This is a genomic window from Streptomyces sp. NPDC048419, from assembly GCF_043200415.1.
Classification (GTDB): Bacteria; Actinomycetota; Actinomycetes; order Streptomycetales; family Streptomycetaceae; genus Streptomyces.
Window position 1 is genome coordinate 283,703 of the sequence record NZ_JBICXT010000005.1, and the last position, 14,743, is coordinate 298,445.

At 70.7% G+C, this 14,743-nt stretch carries 14 protein-coding genes; 6 read left to right on the plus strand and 8 right to left on the minus strand.

The features are described from left to right. Positions 1–62: 62 nt before the first annotated feature. The 5 genes from ACGFYN_RS14060 (at position 63) to ACGFYN_RS14080 (ending at position 4,918) form a co-directional block, all read left to right on the plus strand. Positions 63–980 (plus strand): SPFH domain-containing protein, encoded by a 918-nt coding sequence (locus ACGFYN_RS14060; RefSeq protein WP_393866062.1) that lies wholly within the window; start codon positions 63–65, stop codon positions 978–980. Beyond that, complete coding sequence (locus ACGFYN_RS14065) at positions 980–1,219, plus strand: hypothetical protein (protein WP_393866063.1); 240 nt, start codon at positions 980–982, stop codon at positions 1,217–1,219. Before ACGFYN_RS14060 ends, ACGFYN_RS14065 begins: the two co-directional genes overlap by 1 nt. Before the next feature lie 116 nt (positions 1,220–1,335). Next, positions 1,336–1,860 carry a PadR family transcriptional regulator gene (locus ACGFYN_RS14070; protein WP_393866064.1) on the plus strand — a complete coding sequence of 175 codons (525 nt, stop codon included), beginning with the start codon at positions 1,336–1,338 and terminating at the stop codon, positions 1,858–1,860. Then, positions 1,857–2,546 (plus strand): ABC transporter ATP-binding protein, encoded by a 690-nt coding sequence (locus tag ACGFYN_RS14075; protein ID WP_393866065.1) that lies wholly within the window; start codon positions 1,857–1,859, stop codon positions 2,544–2,546. The genes ACGFYN_RS14070 and ACGFYN_RS14075 overlap by 4 nt, the downstream gene beginning before the upstream one ends. A gap of 53 nt (positions 2,547–2,599) precedes the next feature. Next, complete coding sequence (locus ACGFYN_RS14080) at positions 2,600–4,918, plus strand: FtsX-like permease family protein (protein WP_393866066.1); 2,319 nt, start codon at positions 2,600–2,602, stop codon at positions 4,916–4,918. Positions 4,919–4,966: 48 nt separating this feature from the next. Here ACGFYN_RS14080 and ACGFYN_RS14085 read toward each other — a convergent pair whose 3' ends face one another. The 7 genes from ACGFYN_RS14085 to ACGFYN_RS14115 form a co-directional block, all read right to left on the minus strand. Beyond that, positions 4,967–5,395, minus strand: a complete 429-nt coding sequence (locus ACGFYN_RS14085) for a hypothetical protein (RefSeq protein ID WP_393866067.1) — start codon at positions 5,393–5,395, stop codon at positions 4,967–4,969. 4 nt (positions 5,396–5,399) lie between these two features. Next, complete coding sequence (locus ACGFYN_RS14090; protein WP_384250816.1) at positions 5,400–5,786, minus strand: roadblock/LC7 domain-containing protein; 387 nt, start codon at positions 5,784–5,786, stop codon at positions 5,400–5,402. 54 nt (positions 5,787–5,840) lie between these two features. Continuing rightward, on the minus strand, positions 5,841–6,665 hold the full coding sequence (locus ACGFYN_RS14095; protein ID WP_393866068.1) for a MarR family transcriptional regulator: 825 nt from the start codon (positions 6,663–6,665) through the stop codon (positions 5,841–5,843). A 177-nt stretch (positions 6,666–6,842) separates the two neighbouring features. Then, on the minus strand, positions 6,843–8,246 hold the full coding sequence (locus ACGFYN_RS14100; protein WP_393866069.1) for an AI-2E family transporter: 1,404 nt from the start codon (positions 8,244–8,246) through the stop codon (positions 6,843–6,845). Between the two features lie 139 nt (positions 8,247–8,385). Beyond that, positions 8,386–9,096 carry a transglycosylase SLT domain-containing protein gene (locus ACGFYN_RS14105; RefSeq protein WP_393866070.1) on the minus strand — a complete coding sequence of 237 codons (711 nt, stop codon included), beginning with the start codon at positions 9,094–9,096 and terminating at the stop codon, positions 8,386–8,388. A gap of 412 nt (positions 9,097–9,508) precedes the next feature. Continuing rightward, positions 9,509–10,834, minus strand: a complete 1,326-nt coding sequence (locus ACGFYN_RS14110; protein ID WP_393866071.1) for a PhoH family protein — start codon at positions 10,832–10,834, stop codon at positions 9,509–9,511. Between the two features lie 347 nt (positions 10,835–11,181). Continuing rightward, positions 11,182–11,955, minus strand: coding sequence for an isoprenyl transferase (locus tag ACGFYN_RS14115; RefSeq protein WP_393866072.1), 774 nt, complete (start codon positions 11,953–11,955; stop codon positions 11,182–11,184). Positions 11,956–12,724: 769 nt separating this feature from the next. Here ACGFYN_RS14115 and ACGFYN_RS14120 point away from each other — a divergent pair. After that, positions 12,725–13,888: a winged helix DNA-binding domain-containing protein gene (locus ACGFYN_RS14120; protein ID WP_393866073.1), complete on the plus strand. Its 1,164-nt coding sequence runs from the start codon at positions 12,725–12,727 to the stop codon at positions 13,886–13,888. On the opposite strand, the gene ACGFYN_RS14125 is transcribed toward ACGFYN_RS14120, so the two are convergent. Beyond that, positions 13,871–14,674, minus strand: a complete 804-nt coding sequence (locus ACGFYN_RS14125; RefSeq protein ID WP_393866074.1) for a methyltransferase domain-containing protein — start codon at positions 14,672–14,674, stop codon at positions 13,871–13,873. The genes ACGFYN_RS14120 and ACGFYN_RS14125 overlap by 18 nt on opposite strands. Positions 14,675–14,743 lie beyond the last annotated feature (69 nt).

Sequence of the window (14,743 nt, forward strand, 5' to 3'; positions counted from 1 at the left end):
AGTGTTATCACTTAGCTATACGGGCGCTTACACTCAAGGGCGCCACGAGAACGGGGGCCCTCATGTCCGCACAAGACTCCACACCCGCCGCCGACGTCCCGGAGATGCCCGCACCGCGGGTGCGGGAGTTCGCCGCGCACAGCATCGGCGGCGCACTCGCGCTGCTGCTCGGACTGCTGGGCGTGCTGGTGGCCATCGCCCTGTTCGCGGCGGCCTCGGCCAGTCCCGGCTTCGCCGTCGGCGGCGTCTTCGTCCTGATCGCAGCGCTCATATCGCTGCGCGGGCTCAACACCGTGGCGCCGGGCGAGGCCCGGGTGGTCCAGCTCTTCGGGCGCTACCGGGGCACGATCCGCCAGGACGGACTGCGCTGGGTGAACCCCTTCACCTCGCGCACCAAGATCTCCACCCGCGTCCGCAACCACGAGACCGCCGTCCTCAAGGTCAACGACGCCTACGGCAACCCGATCGAGCTCGCCGCGGTGGTCGTCTGGAAGGTGCGGGACACCGCGCAGGCGACGTTCGAGGTGGACAACTACCTCGAGTTCGTGGCCACGCAGACGGAGGCCGCGGTCCGGCACATCGCCATCGAGTACCCCTACGACGCCCACGACGAGGGCGGGCTCTCGCTGCGCGGCAACGCCGAGGAGATCACCGAGAAGCTCGCCGTCGAGCTGCACGCGCGCGTGGAGGCGGCCGGCGTGCAGATCATCGAGTCGCGGTTCACGCATCTCGCGTACGCTCCCGAGATCGCCTCGGCGATGCTCCAGCGCCAGCAGGCCGGAGCGGTCGTGGCGGCCCGGCGGCAGATCGTGGACGGAGCGGTGGGCATGGTCGAGGCGGCCCTCGCACGGATCACCGAGCAGGACATCGTGGAGCTGGACAACGAGCGCAAGGCGGCGATGGTGTCCAACCTGATGGTGGTGCTGTGCGGGGACCGGGCGCCGCAGCCCGTCCTCAACACCGGGACCCTCTACCAGTAATGGCAGCTTCCGAGGGCCCCTCGCCCGAGCGCCGGCCGCAGCAGCGCAAGCAGGTGCTGCTGCGGCTGGATCCCTCGGTGTACGAGGCGCTGGCACGGTGGGCCGGGGACGAGCTCCGGTCCGCCAACGCCCAGATCGAGTTCCTGCTGCGCCGGGCGCTGGCCGAGGCGGGACGGCTGCCCGGGGAGGCGCGGCCGATCCCGCGGCGCGGGCGGCCGCCCACCGGTCCGGGGACCTGAGAACCCTGTGACAGAGCTGTGACAATGGGCCCCCACCTGCGGGGCCGTACACCCCGCCATGATCTACACACTCCGCGTATACATCAGGCGTATACACCGTGTGTAGAGTGCTCGGCATGTCCATCGGTCACACCCTTCTAGGGCTCCTGGAGTCCGGGCCCCGCCACGGCTACGACCTCAAGCGGGCCTTCGACGAGAAGTTCGGTCACGACCGGCCGCTGCACTACGGCCAGGTCTACTCGACGATGTCCCGCCTGCTGAAGAACGGGCTCGTGGAGGTCGACGGTATCGAGGCGGGCGGCGGGCCCGAGCGCAAGCGGTACGCGATCACCGACGCCGGGATCACCGACGTGGAGCGCTGGCTCGCGACGCCGGAGGCGCCCGAGCCGTATCTGCAGTCCACGCTCTACACCAAGGTCGTCCTCGCGCTGCTCACCCACCGCGACGCGTCCGACATCCTCGACACCCAGCGCTCGGAGCACCTGCGGATGATGCGCATCCTCACCGACCGCAAGCGCAAGGGCGACCTGGCCGACCAGCTCGTCTGCGACCACGCCCTGTTCCACCTCGAGGCCGACCTGCGCTGGCTGGAACTGACCGCCGCGCGTCTCGACAAGCTCGCGGAGGTGGTGGCCAAGTGACCGCGCCCCCCGGTTCCCTGCTCGCGGCCGAGAATCTGCACAAGACGTACGGGCCGACCACCGCGCTGGACGGCGCGGAGTTCTCCATCCACCCCGGCGAGGTCGTCGCCGTCATGGGGCCCTCCGGGTCCGGCAAGTCGACGCTGCTGCACTGCCTGGCCGGAATCGTCACGCCCGACGCGGGCTCGATCACCTACAACGGCCGTGAGATGGCGACCATGAGCGACGCCGCGCGCAGTGCGCTGCGGCGCTCCGAGTTCGGCTTCGTGTTCCAGTTCGGCCAGCTCGTACCGGAGTTGACCTGCGTCGAGAACGTCGCCCTGCCGCTCCGGCTGAACGGCACCTCCCGCAAGGAGGCCGAGCGGACCGCCCTGACCTGGATGGAGCGGCTCGAGGTCGACGACCTCGGCAAGAAGCGTCCCGGTGAGGTCTCCGGCGGTCAGGGGCAGCGCGTCGCCGTCGCCCGGGCCCTGGTCACCAACCCGCGGGTGCTGTTCGCGGACGAGCCGACCGGCGCGCTCGACTCGCTCAACGGCGAGCGCGTGATGGACCTGCTCACCGACGCCGCCCGGTCCACCAACGCCGCCGTCGTCCTCGTCACGCACGAGGCCCGGGTGGCCGCGTACTCGGACCGCGAGATCGTCGTACGCGACGGCAAGTCCCGGGACATGGAGCGCGCGGTATGAGTGCGCGCAGGGGGAGCCTCCCGCTCGAGCGAGAGCGCGGCCGGGAGTGGGGGATGGCCAGAGATCTGGCCATGGGCGTTCGGTTCGCCTTCGCCGGCGGACGCGAGGGCTGGACCCGGGCCGTGCTGACCGCCGTCGGCGTCGGGCTCGGGGTGGCGCTGCTGCTGCTGACGACCGCCATTCCGAGCGCGCTGTCCCAGCGGGACAAGCGGGGCAGCGCCCGGGACGACTTCACCTACAGCGGGAAGGTGCTGCCGAAGGCGGACGACACCCTGATCGTCGCCTCCACCGACACGACCTTCCACGGCGCGGACGTGCGCGGCCGGCTCCTCCAGCAGGAGGGGGCGAAGGCGCCGCTGCCGCCGGGCGTCGTGAAGTTCCCGGCGAAGGGCGAGATGATCGTCTCGCCCGCGCTGAAGAAGCTGCTCGCGTCCGGCTCCGGCAAGCTGCTGCACGACCGCATCCCCTACCGCGCCGTGGGCACCATCGCCGACCGGGGACTGGTCGGGCCCGGCGAACTCGCCTACTACGCGGGCGCCTTGGGCCTGGAGCACCATCTGGCCGGCGGCAGCATCGAGCGCATCCATTACTTCGGGCCCTCCCCCGGGCACCAGCAGGACGGCCTGGACCCGATCCTGATCCTGCTCGTCACGATCATCTTCGTGGTGCTGCTGCTGCCCGTCGGAGTGTTCATCGCCGCGGCCGTCCGCTTCGGCGGCGAGCGCCGCGACCGCCGGCTCGCGGCGCTGCGGCTGGTCGGCGCCGACGGCCGGATGGCCCGCCGGATCGCGGGCGGTGAGGCCCTCGCCGGGGCGCTGCTCGGGCTCGTCCTCGGCACCGTCTTCTTCCTCACCGGACGTCAGCTGGCGGCCACGCTGGAGGTGCGGGACATCAGCGTCTTCCCGAGCGACCTCAACCCGTCGCCGGCGCTGGTCCTGGTCGTGGCCGTCGCGGTGCCCGCCGCGGCCGTCCTGGTCACGCTGTTCGCGCTGCGCGGGGTCGTGATCGAGCCACTCGGCGTGGTCCGTACGGCGAAGCCGCCGCGGCGCCGGCTGTGGTGGCGGCTGCTGCTGCCGCTGGCCGGGCTCGCGCTGCTGTACCCGATGATCGGCCAGGGCAACGACAACGGGAACTTCAACCAGTGGATGGTGATCGGCGGCACCGTGCTGCTGCTGGTCGGCGTCACCGCGCTGCTTCCGTGGATCGTCGAGGCCGTGGTGGCCCGGCTGAACTCCGGTCCGGTCTCCTGGCAACTGGCGGTTCGCAGACTCCAGTTGAGCAGCGGCTCGGCCGCCCGCATGGTCAACGGCATCGCGGTCGCGGTGGCCGGGGCGGTCGCCCTGCAGATGCTGTTCGCCGGGGTCGAGCACGACTACACGAAGTGGACGAAGAACGACCTCGACCGGGCGCAGATGGAGATCTCCGTGCGCGGTGACGTCCCGCTGTCCGAGGTGGACCACAAGCTCGCCGCGACCGAGGGGGTGCGCCGGGTGACGGCGCTCTCGCTCGGCTCGGTCGGCGACGGGCCGAAGGATCCGGACAACGAGCTGGAGGTGGCCGTCGGCAGCTGCGCGCAGCTGGCCGAGGTGGCCCGGCTGACGTCCTGCCGCAACGGCGACATCTTCCGCATCGTCGGCGACCAGTACGGCGGCGACACCAAGAAGCTGATCGCGCCGGGCCGCACCCTGTACTTCGACCCTGCGTACAGCGGGTCGAGCAGTCACACGGCGGCCTGGAAGGTGCCCTCCGGGGTGAAGACCGCGGCACAGCGCGAGGACCCCACGGGCTACGAGCGCGGCGGACTGCTCATCACCTCCGGCGCGCTGCCCGCGGCCGCGACGGCCGGCCTGAGCCAGAAGGTGTACCTCTCGCTCGACCGGTCGGTGGCGGACGCCGACGAGTACGCGCGCAACACCGCTGCCCGGCTGGATCCGCTGGCGGACGTGTTCACTCTGGCGTCCAGCAAGCAGTCGCTGCAGTTCCGGTCCATCCGCACCGGGCTGTTCGTGGGCGCCACCTGCGTCCTGGTGCTGATCGGCGCGAGTCTGCTGGTGTCGCAGCTGGAGCAGTTGCGCGAGCGCAAGAAGCTGCTGTCGTCGCTGGTGGCCTTCGGCACCCGGCGCCGCACGCTGAGCCTGTCGGTGCTGTGGCAGACGGCGATTCCGATCGCGCTGGGCCTGCTGCTCGCGTCGGTCGTCGGCCTGACGCTGGGCGTCGTACTGCTGAAGATGACCGGCGACACGGTGAGCGTGGACTGGGCGAGCGTGCTGTCGATGACGGGCATCGGCGCCGCGGTCGTCCTGGCCGTGACACTGCTCAGCCTGCCGCCGCTGCTGCGGCTGATGCGGCCGGACGGGCTGCGCACCGAGTGAGCCCTTCGTGCAGGCCCCTCCCCGCATCGGGGAGGGGCCTGCCGTCCGTCACAAGCTGTACTCCTTCACCACGCGCCGTACTTGGGCGAACAGCATGCCCACGTTGACCGACTTGCGGCAGACGACGACGGCGACGACGTCCTGCTGCTCATTCATGCGCACGAACAGGTGCGTGAGGTTCTCACTGTTGACCAGGATCTCCTGGAAGAAGTGGTTGTCGCTCTGGACTCCGCGCCGCTCCTTGAAGACGTCCTCGATCATCACCACCGTGCGCCCCTGGAACAGGTCGAGGGTCGCGCCCGCCAGCAGGTCCAGGACCTCGGGCGGATGGTTGTCGATGGTCTCGTAGGAGAGCAGCATGCCCGTGGACATGTCCACGACGCCCGAGGCGACGCATTCCGGGGCGTCGGTGCGGAGTGCCTTGACCAGGCCCATCACCTGGTCCGAGAAACCGGTGGTCATACGCTTCGTCGCCATCCCTTCAGACTCCTTCTGCCGTCTTGTGCCTGAGGATCGAACCGATGCGATCCAGTGCGGGTGCGGTCGCCCTGTGCAGCCGGTCGACGTCCATGCCCTCGTCGCCCAGGACGACCATCAGCGCGGTGTCACCGACGGCGTAGAACGCGGCACAGCCGTGGCTGCCGTACGTCACCGTCTGGCGCAGCGCGCCGCGTGAGGTCGCCTGCGCGGTACGGCGGGCGAGCCCGAGACCTGCCGCGGCGAGCGCGGCGAGGCCCTCCGGGTCGATCGTGTCGGCGGTGTCGGCCGCGATCAGCAGTCCGTCCGCCGCCGCGACCGCGGTATCGGTGATACCGGTCACCTGTTCCCGCAGGCCGCGCATCTCCAGCGCGAGGGCTTCGTGGTCCATGTGCTCAACTCCCGTATTTCTTTTCACAGTTCGGTACGTGTCTGGTCTGTTCGGTCACTTGGGGGATCCGTTTCGGAGGCGGAAGAAGCCGTTCGGTCCACGACGGGGGAGCGTGACCGGCGCCTGGGGTTGTGGCGGCGGTGGTGCGGGGGGCGGCGGGGTACGGCCGTGGATGCCCTCGGGCGGCACGCGGACCGCGATGGGCACGGGCTCCGGCGGGCACCGCAGGAGGCCCTCGGTGAGCATGCGGGAGACCTCGACCGTGACCGTGTAGACGCCGCGGCCGGTGCGGAAGGCGAGGTCGCGGGAGGTGCGGCGGCCGTCGGCGTGGTCGAGCAGGTCGCTGCGGAGTTCGCTCAGCGGGGCGGTGGAGTCCGGTACGGGGAGCGGCCGTTCACGGTCGGGGTGCACGGGGTGCGGCAGCCCGGCCAGGGCGGTCAGCTTGCGGGCAGCGTCCTGCAGCAGGCGCGCGCAGGGCTCTCCCACGGCCACCGGGGCGGGCGGTTCCACGCCGGCGTCCACGCGTTCGCAGCCCTCCACGCGGCCCGCGAGGATCGCGAACACCGCGTCCTGGAGCGCCATCGCGCACACCACCGCGAGCTGGGCGGCGCCGGCGTACCCGCGGGCGACCAGCCCGGCGGCCGGCCAGCGGGCGCCCCCGCACTCGCGCACCAGCGCGGCCCACTGCTCGCCGTCCACCCGCCCGGACCGCAGCAGCAGCGCCTCGGGCCCCGGCGAGCCGGGCGACTCGGCGGCGACGATGAGTCCGTGCCGCAGATGCAGCACGCCGCCGGGCGCCCCGGACACGCGCAGGGCACCGGTCCATCCCTCGCGCCCGCAGGCAGCGAGAGCCCGTGCCAGCAGGTCGTGGCCCGACATGACACCCCCCTGTCGCGTACCGCTGAGGGGGGAATGTGTATCAGGCCGAACGCATATTCAGGCCGGAGATTTCCGACCTGTCTCCAGGTGACGGAAGTTGCCCCCGGAGCCGGTTCAATTGGCTTTGTTCGGCGTGCATTTGATCGAACGGCGAACGCATTTCAGATGCCGCGGACGTCAGGAGACGGTGCCCTCGGCGCCGTCCTCGGGAGCCGCTTTTCCGGCCCCCGCGCCGGCCGGGACGACCTCGTCCTCGATCTCCTCGGGGGCGTCCGGCCGGGGCTGTTCGTCGCCGCCGGGGATGTGTTCCGCGGAGTACGCCCGCAGATACGCCACGACCGTGTTCGACACCGCCACCAGCGGCACGGCCACCACCGCACCGCCGATCCCCGCCACCATGCCGCCGGCGGCGACCGACAGGACCACCGCGAGCGGATGGACCCGTACCGCGCGCCCGAGGATGAACGGCTGGAGGATGTGGCCCTCGATCTGCTGGACCGCGAGCACCACGGCGAGCGTCATCACGGCCGTGAACACGCCCTGGGTGACGAGCGCGACGACCACCGCCAGCGCTCCGGAGGCCACCGCGCCGACGAGCGGGATGAAGGAGAACAGGAAGATGAAGACGGCCAGCGGGACGGCCATGGGCACGTCCAGGAAGAAGATGCCCAGGCCGATGAAGATGGCGTCGATCAGGGCGACGAGCACCGTGCCGCGCACGTACGCGGTCAGCGTGCGCCAGGCCCGCGGTCCCGCGCCCGCGATGGCTGGACGCGCCGCCGAGGGCACCAGCTTCAGCGTCCACTCCCAGATACGCCGCCCGTCGTAGAGCAGGAAGAGGGTCGAGAAGAACGTCAGCAGGATGCCGGTCAGCGCCTCCACCACGACCTGCACGCCCTCGAGGCCCGCGGAGGTGATCTGGTCGGTGTTCGCGCCGACCGCGTCCCGCAGGTTCTTGGCGATCTGGTTGATCTGCTTGTCGGTGACGTGGAAGGGGCTCTTCAGCAGCCAGTTGCGCAGGTCGTCGATGCCGCTCTGGATCTGGCTGGAGAGGTTGTCGATGTTCTCCATGACCTGCCAGGTCACGAACCACCCGATCAGGCCCATGACGACGAAGCCGAGGATCGCCGTCAGCGCCGTGGCGGGGCCGCGCGGAACGCCGTGCCGCTTCAGGCGGGCCACGGTCGGCTGGAGCAGGGCCGTGATGAGCAGGGCGACGACGAAGGCGAGGACGACGAGTTGTACGGCGCTGATGACCCGCATCAGCACCCAGACCGTGCCGGCGAGCACGAGCAGCCGCCAGCCGGCCTCCGCCGCGACCCGCACGCCCCACGGCACGGCCTGCGCCGGTTCGGGACGGACCGGACGGGCGGGGGGCGGAGCCGGCACGTCGGCCGTGCGGTCCGGGGCCGGCTTCGTCCCGTTCTTGCGTGCGGAAGACCGTGCGGAAAACCGTGCGGAAGACGGGGTGTCGTCGTCGGTCGACTCCCGTTCGACCTCGGCGCGGCGTTCGTCCAAACGCTCACTCACCTCGGTCAGGCCGGCGCCGATCCGGCCGAGCCACCCTGGAACTCGCGACATGATCCGTCCTCTTCCCCCGTCTGTCCCCACCACTCCCCCCTGGAGTCGTTGCGTCCGACCGTACATGGCGAAAGCCCCTCCCCCTATGACGGGGAGGGGCTGCGCAAGGTTGAGAGACGGGGCCGCCGGCCCCGGCGGCTCAGTACCAGTGGTTGGCCGACCAGAACGACCAGGCGTCGCACGGGCTGCCGTACCGGCTGTTCATGTAGTTCAGGCCCCACTTGATCTGCGTGGCCGGGTTCGTCTGCCAGTCGGCGCCGACGGACGAGTACTTGGAGGCGGGCAGGGCCTGGAAGAGGCCGTACGCGCCGGAGGAGGCGTTGACCGCGTGGTAGTTCCAGCTGGACTCGTGGTCCACGATGTTGCTGAAGCACTGGAACTGTCCGCTCGGCACCATCTGCCGCGCCATCGACTGGATGTCGGCGACGGAGTACGAGCTCTGGACGGGGAAGTCGGCCGAGGTGGCCTTGCTCCGGCTGGCCGCGGCCTTCGCCGCGGCGCGCTCCTTGGCCTCCTTGGCAGCCTTCTCCGCCGCGTCCTTCTTGGCGATGGCGGTGTCGGCGGCAGCCTTGCGGGCCGCCTCCTCGGCGTCCTTCTTGGCGCTGGCGTCGGCCTGGATCGCCTGGGCGTCGGCCTGCTGCGTCAGGGAGGCGGTCTGCACCTGGGCCTGCTGGCCCGTGGGTATGTCCGCCAGGAGCGTCGCGTCGGATGCCGTCGCCTCGGCGTCGTTGGGCTGGGCCGTGCTGCCCGAGGCAACTCCGACAACGCTTCCGACGGCGGTGACCGCGGTGGCCGAAGCCACTGCGAATCCCCGGACCGAAATCCGGCTCACTCGGTTTCCTTCCAGCATCGCCCGCTTCGGTGACCCTGGCGGACGCAATCGTGCCCCCTGACTCTGGCCTCCCAACTGCGGGGTCACGGGAGGCACGGGCCCGGTGGGCAACTCCTGCGAGAGGAGAGCCGCGTGGTGCGCGGGCGGCATACGACGACGCTGTGGAGTTAGCTGTGGTGCTTCTGTGGTGCCGTACCGCTGGGGGTACAGATGTGTCGTATGCGGGGCCTGACAGGAGTGAGACTCTGCCGTAACCGGACGTCGGGTGGCAATTCTGAGTTGCGTGTGAAAGCTCACATCCCGTTTGGCCCCTGGGATTTCGAGAAACAGCAACACGCGAAGGCGCCGCCCGGCTAGGCTCTCGGCCTTTGCTGGACGGCGCCAACTGACGCGTAACCGGCCCCAATTGGGCCGACGTCGGTGAGACCGGCTAGATCTGCCCGTCTTCGAGCATTTCGGTCACAAGGGCCGCGATCTGGGACCTCTCGGACCTCGTCAGCGTGACATGCGCGAAGAGCGGATGCCCCTTCAACTTCTCCACGACGGCGACGACTCCGTCGTAGCGGCCCACACGCAGATTGTCCCGCTGTGCCACGTCATGGGTGAGAACCACCCGTGAATTGGCGCCGATCCGGGACAGAACGGTCAGCAGGACATTCCGTTCCAGCGACTGGGCCTCGTCCACGATCACGAAGGCGTCGTGCAGCGAGCGCCCGCGGATGTGGGTGAGCGGAAGGACCTCCAGCATGCCGCGCGCGGTGACCTCTTCGATGACCTCGCGGCTGGTGACCGCGGACAGCGTGTCGAAGACCGCCTGCGCCCAGGGGCTCATCTTCTCGGCCTCGGAGCCGGGCAGATAACCGAGTTCCTGGCCGCCGACCGCGTACAGCGGGCGGAAGACCATCACCTTCTGGTGCTGGCGCCGCTCCAGGACGGCCTCCAGCCCCGCGCACAGCGCGAGCGCCGACTTGCCGGTGCCGGCCCGGCCGCCCATGGACACGATCCCGACGTCCGGGTCGAGGAGCAGATCCAGCGCGATCCGCTGCTCCGCGCTGCGGCCCTTGATGCCGAAGGCCTCCCGATCGCCGCGCACCAGACGGATGTTGCCCTCGGGCGTGACCCGGCCGAGGGCCTTGCCGCGCTCCGACTGGATCGTCAGGCCCGTGTGCACGGGGAGGTCGGACACCTCGGGCACATGGACGTGCCCTTCCTCGAAGAGGATGTCCACCTGCTCGCCGGGCAGGGTCACTTCGGACATTCCGGTCCAGCCGGAGGAGTCCGTGATGGCCAGTTCCGCGCGGTACTCCTCGGCGAGGAGACCGACGGACGAGGCCTTGATCCTGAGCGGCAGGTCCTTCGAGACGACGGTGACGTCGAATCCCTCGGCCTGCAGATTGCGGGCGACCGCGAGGATGCGGGAGTCGTTGTCCCCCAGGCGGTAGCCGCTCGGCAGCACGCTGGGGTCCGAGTGATTGAGCTCGACACGGACGGTCCCGCCCAGTTCCCCGATGGGGATGGGGGCGTCGAGGCGGCCATGCTTCACCCGGAACTCGTCGAGCAGGCGCAGGGCCTGCCGGGCGAAGTAACCGAGTTCGGGATGGTGCCGCTTCGCCTCCAGCTCCGTGACCACGACGATGGGGAGCACGACCTCGTGCTCGTCGAAGCGGCTCAGAGCGTTCGGGTCGGCCAGCAGGACGCTGGTGTCGAGAACATAGGTGCGCCGGTCTGGCTTGTGGCGCTTTGTGCTGGTCACCACGGAAGGACGTACCCCCTCGGATGAGGTCGGGGAGCGACGGAGTGGAGCTGGGCCGGTCGACGGCCGCCATGCACGGGCCGAAAACCGGCCCTCCGCCTTTTCGTCCGTGCTGTGACCGCACGATCGGGCTGGTGCAAAGGGCCTCCCGGGCGGACGGCCCCGTGCCGTCCGCTGAGATCCGACACCCGTGGTTCGGGCGTCGACCTGCTTGGCTTATGCCCTCGAACAAGCGTCACCATGCCGACATGTATGGCGGCGCGCTGGTGAACTCCTTGTTACTTCCGCCCCAAATGGGGTGGTCCCGGCCCACTCGGAGGCCGCCGATGCCAGTCGTGGCAAGGGTTTTGTCAGCCGCCGTAACGCCGGTGTCGCGCCGCGTAGTCACGCATGGCGCGCAGGAAGTCGACCTTGCGGAAGGCCGGCCAGAAGACCTCGCAGAAGTAGTACTCGGAGTGCGCGGTCTGCCAGAGCATGAATCCGGACAGGCGCTGCTCGCCGCTGGTGCGGATCACCAGGTCGGGGTCGGGCTGGGCGCCGGTGTAGAGGTGCCGCCCGATCATGTCGACGTCGACGGCCTCGGCGAGGTCCTCCATCGAGGTGCCCTTGTCCTGGGCGTCGAGGAGCATGGAGCGCACCGCGTCGGCGATCTCCTGCCGGCCGCCGTAGCCGATCGCCACGTTGACCATTATCCCGTCGATGTGGGCGGTGGTCTCCTCCGCCTCCTTCAGGGCGGTCTGCATCTGCGAGGGCAGCAGGTCGGGGGTGCCGACGTGGTGCACGCGCCAGCGGCCGTCCGCCGCGAGGGTCTTCACGACGTCCTCGATGATCCCGAGAAGCGGGCCGAGCTCGTCCTGCGGACGGTCGAAGTTGTCCGTCGACAGCAGCCAGAGGGTGACGACCTCGACGTCCGTCTCGCTGCACCAGCCGAGGAACTCCTCGATCTTCTCGGCGCCCGCCCGGTGACCGTGCACGGTGGTGGAACCCGAGGCCTTCGCCCAGCGACGGTTGCCGTCCATGATGACGCCGATGTGCTTGGGCACCTGAGCGTGGTCCAGGTGGCCCTCCACCCGGCGCGCATACAGCCTGACGAGCAGGCCGCGCAGCTTGTCGCGCAGGTTCACGTGTTGTTCAGCCCCTCCGTGCAGATGCGGTCCCCGCGGCTCGCAGCCTACCCCTGCGGGGCTTGGGCGTGGGATTCGGGGGGCCGGGGTGGGGAGTTGGGGCCGGGGGTTCGTGGGCGGTCACATCCGTCGGCGGGTGCGGGTCCGCGGGTGGCTTGTCGCGCAGTTCCCCGCGCCCCTCAAAAGCAGCTCGCCGGGGCCCTGAAAGCAGTTGGCCGCGGCCCTGGAAAGCGGTTCGTCGCGGCCCCTGAGCACGCGAAAACGGGCCGGTCCGTGGGGGGGAGACGGACCGGCCCGAGGGGGGGTTTCCACCATAACCCTTCGTGAGGGCGGGTGGGTGCATCGGCGTGGCACAACTACTCTCCGGAATCGAACGGCGACGCGCCGGTGGCCGCCGCGCGGCCGTCTTATGGCTGGTTCATGGCCGGATGACGGCTGATTCCCAGTTCGGTCGGCGGGCGTGGCGCTGTCCCCCGGGCGGGTGAACCGGGCCGCGGATCCGGACTTGACGCAGAAAAAGGCACCGCGCAGCCCCCTCCACTGCGCGGTGCCGCCGCGCAGCTTTGCTCACGCGAATTACCTGTCCTTTAACTTACGTGACGCTTAGGGCAGAGGCGAGCCAACCTTGATAACGATGTGAAAACCCGGCCAGACCTGTGAATGTGCGGGTGCTACCTGCCCTCGATGCCGCAAATGTCCGGCCTGGTGAGTACAGAGGGGCTCGGTATATAGGACAAAATCTGACCTCCATCCGGCCTACCGTCGACTCATGACCCTGACGATCACATGGGACGAAGCGAGCGCGCGGCGGCTGGAGCGGCAGTTCCTGGCCATGCCCGCGGAAAGCGGCACTCCGGTCGCCGACGTCGTAGGCACGATGCTCGGCGCGCATGCGCAGGTGCTGTCCGCGGCGGAGGTGTCGGTGGGGGTACGGACCGCGGACGGGACGCGGGCCGGGGTGCGCGCCGCACTCTGGGGCGGCTCCTCGCCGGCGTCGCTGGTGAAGATGCACGGGCCGCGCGGGACCGTGCATCTGCTGCCCACGCGTGAACTGCCGCTGTGGTGCTCTGCCTTGCCCGCGGTGCCGTACGGGCCGGGGCCGTTCGCGCCGGACGTGCGAGTCACCGAGGAGCAGGCGCGGCAGATCGTGGCGGCGATCGGGGACGCGCTGGAGGGGGTGTGCCTGACCGTCGACGAGCTGAGCGAGGAGGTCGTCGCCCGCACCGGCTCCTGGGCCGGTGACCGCGTGATGCCCGCCTTCCAGGACCTGTGGCCACGCTGGCGGCAGGTGATGCACCGGGCCGGCCAGTCCGGCGCCCTCTGCTCCGGCCCCAACCGCGGCCGCAAGGTCACCTACACCCGCCCGCCCCGCTTCACTCCGCTGCCGCCCGACGAGGCGGTGCGCGAGCTCGCACTGCGCTATCTGCGGTCCTACGGCCCCGCCACGCCGCAGAACTTCGGCAAGTGGCTGGCGGCGCCGACCGGTTGGGCCACCGCGCTGTTCCGGCAGCTGGCCGGGGCGGGGGAGATCGAGGAGGTCGCGTTCGAGGGGGCGACGGGGTGCTGGGTCGTGGCCGGTGACACGGAGTTCCCCGAGGACCGTGTCCGCGGGGTCCGTCTGCTGCCGTACTTCGACGCCTACGCCATCGCCGCGCAGCCCCGGGAGACCCTGTTCCCGGGCCCCGCCCACCAGCGGGCGCTGGCCGGCGGGCAGGCCGGCAACTTCCCGGTGCTGCTGGTGGACGGCGTGGTGGCGGGGGTGTGGCACCAGCGCCGCCGCGGCCGCCGTACGACCGTCACGGTGGAGCCGCTCGGGCGGCTCACGGCGCAGCAGGAGAGGGAGCTCTTCGAGCAGGTGGAGCGGGTGGGCGAAGTGCTGGAGGCGCAGCCGGAGTTGGTGATCGGAGAGGTGACGTCAGGGGCGCACGCCTAGGGGGTGCGGCTTGCGGGCCTCGACGAGGTGGCGGGTGCTGTGGGCTACGAAGGGGCCCTCGGTCTCGAGCCGGTCGTGCAGGTCACGGAGCCGGTCCTCGTAGGCGTCGGCCGTGAAGTCCGGGACCATCCAGATCACCTTGCGCAGGAAGTGGACGACGGCGGCGATGTCGTGGAACTCGATGCGGAGCCGTTCGGCGCGCAGGGTGACGATCTCCAGGCCGGCGGCCTCGGCACCGGCGCGTTCGTGGTCGGGGTGGCGGGCGGCGCTCTGCTCGGCCGGGAGCGGGCCGAGGAAGTGCTCGACGAGCTCGAACACGCTGCGGGGGCCCACGTGCTGGGCGAAGTACGTGCCGCCGGGCTCCAGGACACGGATGATCTCCGGCCAGTTCGGGGTCACCGGGTGGCGGCTGGCGACCAGGTCGAAGGCGCCGTCCGCGAAGGGCAGCGCCGCGTCCTCGGGCGCGGCGACGACCACGGTGCCGCGGGGGCGGAGCAGGGCCGTGGCCTTGGCGACGTTCGGCGGCCAGCCCTCGGTCGCGGCGGTGAGCGCCGGGGCCTTGGCGGCCCGGCCGAGCGCGAAGTCCAGGACCTCTCCCCCGCCCGTCTGGACGTCCAGCGCGGCGGTGGCCTCGGCGAGCCGCCCGGCCAGGGAGACGGCGTACCCCCACGACGGCCGCTGTTCCGTGGCCCGGCCCTCGAACCAGCTGAAGTCCCAGCCTTCGGTGGGCACGGCGACGCCCTCGGCCACGAGGTCCTCGAAGCTACGGGGCTGGTTCTGGGGCATCGGGTCTTCGGTCCTGTCAGAAAGGTCGGAAAGGGCGGTCGGACTACTGCGCCGCCGGGCCGGCCGCCG